At 57.1% G+C, this 3,355-nt stretch carries 3 protein-coding genes and 1 tRNA gene; all 4 read left to right on the top strand.

From position 1 onward, the window contains the following. The first annotated feature begins 204 nt into the window (after window positions 1-204). The 4 genes from B3187_RS11820 (at window position 205) to B3187_RS11805 (ending at window position 3,335) form a co-directional block, all read left to right on the top strand. Window positions 205-1,452, top strand: coding sequence for an aspartate kinase (locus B3187_RS11820; RefSeq protein WP_123637051.1), 1,248 nt, complete (start codon window positions 205-207; stop codon window positions 1,450-1,452). A 256-nt stretch (window positions 1,453-1,708) separates the two neighbouring features. Beyond that, window positions 1,709-1,900 carry a carbon storage regulator CsrA gene (csrA, locus tag B3187_RS11815; protein WP_024459782.1) on the top strand — a complete coding sequence of 64 codons (192 nt, stop codon included), beginning with the start codon at window positions 1,709-1,711 and terminating at the stop codon, window positions 1,898-1,900. A 200-nt stretch (window positions 1,901-2,100) separates the two neighbouring features. Then, a tRNA-Ser gene (locus B3187_RS11810) sits at window positions 2,101-2,191 on the top strand. A 631-nt stretch (window positions 2,192-2,822) separates the two neighbouring features. Then, window positions 2,823-3,335, top strand: coding sequence for an REP-associated tyrosine transposase (locus B3187_RS11805; RefSeq protein WP_286806655.1), 513 nt, complete (start codon window positions 2,823-2,825; stop codon window positions 3,333-3,335). The last annotated feature ends 20 nt before the right edge of the window (window positions 3,336-3,355 follow it).

The following is a 3,355-nucleotide window of genomic DNA, read 5'->3' as shown; positions in this document are numbered from 1 at the left end:
AGGCGCATCCGCCGTAACCCAACGTGCCAAAATCTCGTACGGCGAACCGCATCCGCCGTAACCAAACCGCTAAAAAAGGCTTTTACGGGCCTGAAAAACTATTTCGCTAACGCGCGATTTACGCTTTAATAGCGGGCCGCGCATGGCGCGCAATGTTGCAACTGAGCCGGTTCTCCGGCGTACTGGTCGAGGAAGCGTTCGGGCATGAGTTTGTTCGTACAGAAATACGGCGGCACCTCCGTGGGCACCGTCGAGCGGATTGAAGCCGTGGCTGACAAGGTGGCGAAATTTCGTGACCAGGGCCACGATATGGTGGTGGTGCTGTCCGCGATGAGCGGCGAGACCAACCGCCTGATTGCCTTGGCTCAGCAGATACAGGACAACCCCGACCCGCGCGAATTGGACGTGCTGGTGTCGACCGGTGAACAGGTCACCATTGCCCTGCTGTCGATGGCGCTGAAAAAGCGCGGCTACGATGCCCGGTCCTACACCGGTGGCCAGGTGCGTATCCTGACCGACAATGCCCACACCAAAGCCCGCATCCAGGCCATTGATGAAGCCAACATGCGCGCCGACCTTGAGGCCGGGCGTGTGGTGGTGGTCGCCGGGTTCCAGGGTGTGGACGAGCAGGGCAATATCACCACCCTTGGACGGGGTGGCTCAGATACCACCGGCGTGGCCCTGGCGGCGGCGTTGAAAGCCGATGAGTGCCAGATCTATACCGACGTGGACGGCGTATACACCACCGACCCACGAGTGGTAGAGCGTGCCCGACGGCTGGACCGGATCACCTTCGAAGAAATGCTGGAAATGGCCAGTCTAGGTTCCAAGGTGCTGCAGATCCGGTCGGTTGAATTCGCCGGCAAGTACAAAGTTCCGTTACGGGTGTTGTCGAGCTTCCAGGAAGGCCCGGGCACCCTGATTACACTCGATGAGGAAGATGACACTATGGAACAACCCATTGTCTCGGGCATCGCGTTCAACCGCGATGAGGCAAAAGTGACTCTTGCTGGTGTGCCGGACACGCCGGGCGTTGCCGCCCGTATCCTGGGTCCGGTGGGTGCTGCCAATATTGAAGTGGACGTGATTGTCCAGAACGTGGGTGCCGACAACACCACAGACCTGACCTTTACCGTCAACAAAGGCGATCTGAAAAAGACCGTCGGTGTCCTGGAAACCGTGGCCCAGTCCATCGGCGCCCGGGAAGTACGCGGGGATGACCGGGTCGCCAAGGTGTCCATTGTCGGAGTTGGAATGCGCTCCCATGCCGGGGTGGCCTCCACCATGTTCAACGCCCTGGCCGAAGAGAACATCAATATTCAGATGATCACCACCTCGGAAATCAAAATCTCCGTGATCATCGAAGAGCGTTACCTGGAACTGGCGGTTCGCTGCCTGCACACGGCCTTCGGACTCGATAAAGAGCCCGAGGAAAGCCGGGACCGGGGTTAACAGGCGCATACTCCGGATTGGGGCGGTTGGTTAGCGATCGCTCAATAAATCTGGTACAGTTAGCGCGCGTTAATGTAAGCAGGGAGAACAATGCACATAAAAGGGTGGAAAATGTTTGTCCTAATCGCCAACTATGGTCAATACTTCAAGGGGGTTTGTAGTTTGACGCCCATTGGCGATCGGGGTTAGCCGAGAAGCGGCATCGGACGATGGAGTCTACGCCGTGTTCTTACAGGATGAGTGAAGGAGATTTATTATGTTGATTTTGACCCGCCGTATTGGCGAAACATTGATGGTTGGTGATGAAGTGACCGTCACCGTACTTGGCGTGAAGGGCAATCAGGTCCGTATCGGTGTGAATGCACCCAAGGATATCGCCGTTCACCGCGAAGAGATTTACCAGCGCATTCAGCGTGAGAAGCAGAACCAGGATGAGCAGCTGGATTGATCCCAGACTCGTCGACGGGCCTCGGGAGCGTAATCAACCACCTCCCGAGCCGCTCTTCCCTCTGGAAATTCCGGTCAAGTTCCGACCAGACGCGATTTTGATCGCACTTTTTTGCATCCAACCACTCTCAACCCTTTGATTTTTCGTGAGATATGGTATGATGCGCCGCACTTGTCGAGAGGCAGGTGACAAATTGTTTTGGAGAGGTGGCCGAGTGGCTGAAGGCGCTCCCCTGCTAAGGGAGTATACCCTAATCCGGTATCGAGGGTTCGAATCCCTCCCTCTCCGCCATACAGAAACCGTCCCCGACAGGGGGCGGTTTTTTTATGGCTGAAAGGGAAGGGTGAGAAGCCTCGCCGGGTTCGACCAATTTGACGGGATCAAATTGGGACGGCGAAGCCGCCCGGAGGGTGAGCCTCAGGAAGAGGCGAATCAAAAAACGGCAGGACAGCCGTTTTGCACGGCCGAAGGCGCCGACGTGCAGGATGCACTAATGCCGCGGAGCACAGGGATGTGCGTGAGCGGCCGAAGGGCGAGGGCCATGGATGGCCCGAGTGAATCCCTCCCTCTCCGCCATGCGCCTCGGTCTATCCCTACCCAAGGCAACGGCGGATGCGCGCCTCGCGGCGCTTATCCGCCCTACGGGAGCTGCCGTGGTATGCGCAGGGCGGATAAGCCGAAGGCGCATCCGCCGCAACCACCCAAAATACATCCACCACGCCCCGCAGGGCGGAGCCGAGCGCAGCAGTAAAAATCCGCATCCGCCGTAACCTAACCCAAATGCGTCCGCCGGAATCGCCCCAAAACTTTGATCGACCTCTCAGTCATAAGCCACATTGTCGCTTGATGCCGCTATCGGCTTGGCTCCGTTCGTCCTATTGGATACCCTTTGTGCGACATTATCCAAGGACTGGAGCCCGCCATGCCCAACTACCGACGCACTTACATTCCCGGTGGCACATATTTTTTCACGGTAACCTTGCAAGATCGGCAATCCGATTTTTTGACTCGCTATATCGATACCCTCCGTGACGCCGTGCGTCGGGTGCATCAAGCGCGCCCTTTTACCATCGATGCCTGGTGCGTCCTGCCGGATCACCTGCATGCAATATGGACCTTACCGCAATACGATGCCGACTACTCTGGCCGCTGGCGGGAGATCAAGAAAGTGTTTTCAAAAACGGTGATTGCGATGGAGGGATTGGCCCGAGATGCCACAATCTGTCAGCAGCGATTTTGGGAGCACGCCATCACCAGCGAGCAGGATTTTCGCAATCATATGGATTACGTGCATTACAATCCGGTCAAACATGGTTGGGTGAATGCGGTGAAGGATTGGCCGTATTCAACCTTTCACCGATCGGTGAAGGAAGGTGTTTATCCCGAGGATTGGGGTGGGAAAGGCGTGGTTGATATCCGTGCCGGCGAACGATAGGTGGCGTAGGGCGGATAAGC

Origin of the sequence: Marinimicrobium sp. UBA4209 (genome assembly GCF_002381585.1) — a bacterium.
Classification (GTDB): domain Bacteria; phylum Pseudomonadota; class Gammaproteobacteria; order Pseudomonadales; family Cellvibrionaceae; genus Marinimicrobium; species Marinimicrobium koreense.
Note: the sequence above shows the minus strand (reverse complement) of the source record. Positions and strands in the feature narration are given on the sequence as shown.

Coding starts and splice junctions, on each gene's coding strand:
- B3187_RS11820 (WP_123637051.1), top strand. CDS start 205: ATGAGTTTGTTCGTACAGAAATACGGCGGCACCTCCGTGGGCACCGTC.
- csrA (WP_024459782.1), top strand. CDS start 1,709: ATGTTGATTTTGACCCGCCGTATTGGCGAAACATTGATGGTTGGTGAT.
- B3187_RS11805 (WP_286806655.1), top strand. CDS start 2,823: ATGCCCAACTACCGACGCACTTACATTCCCGGTGGCACATATTTTTTC.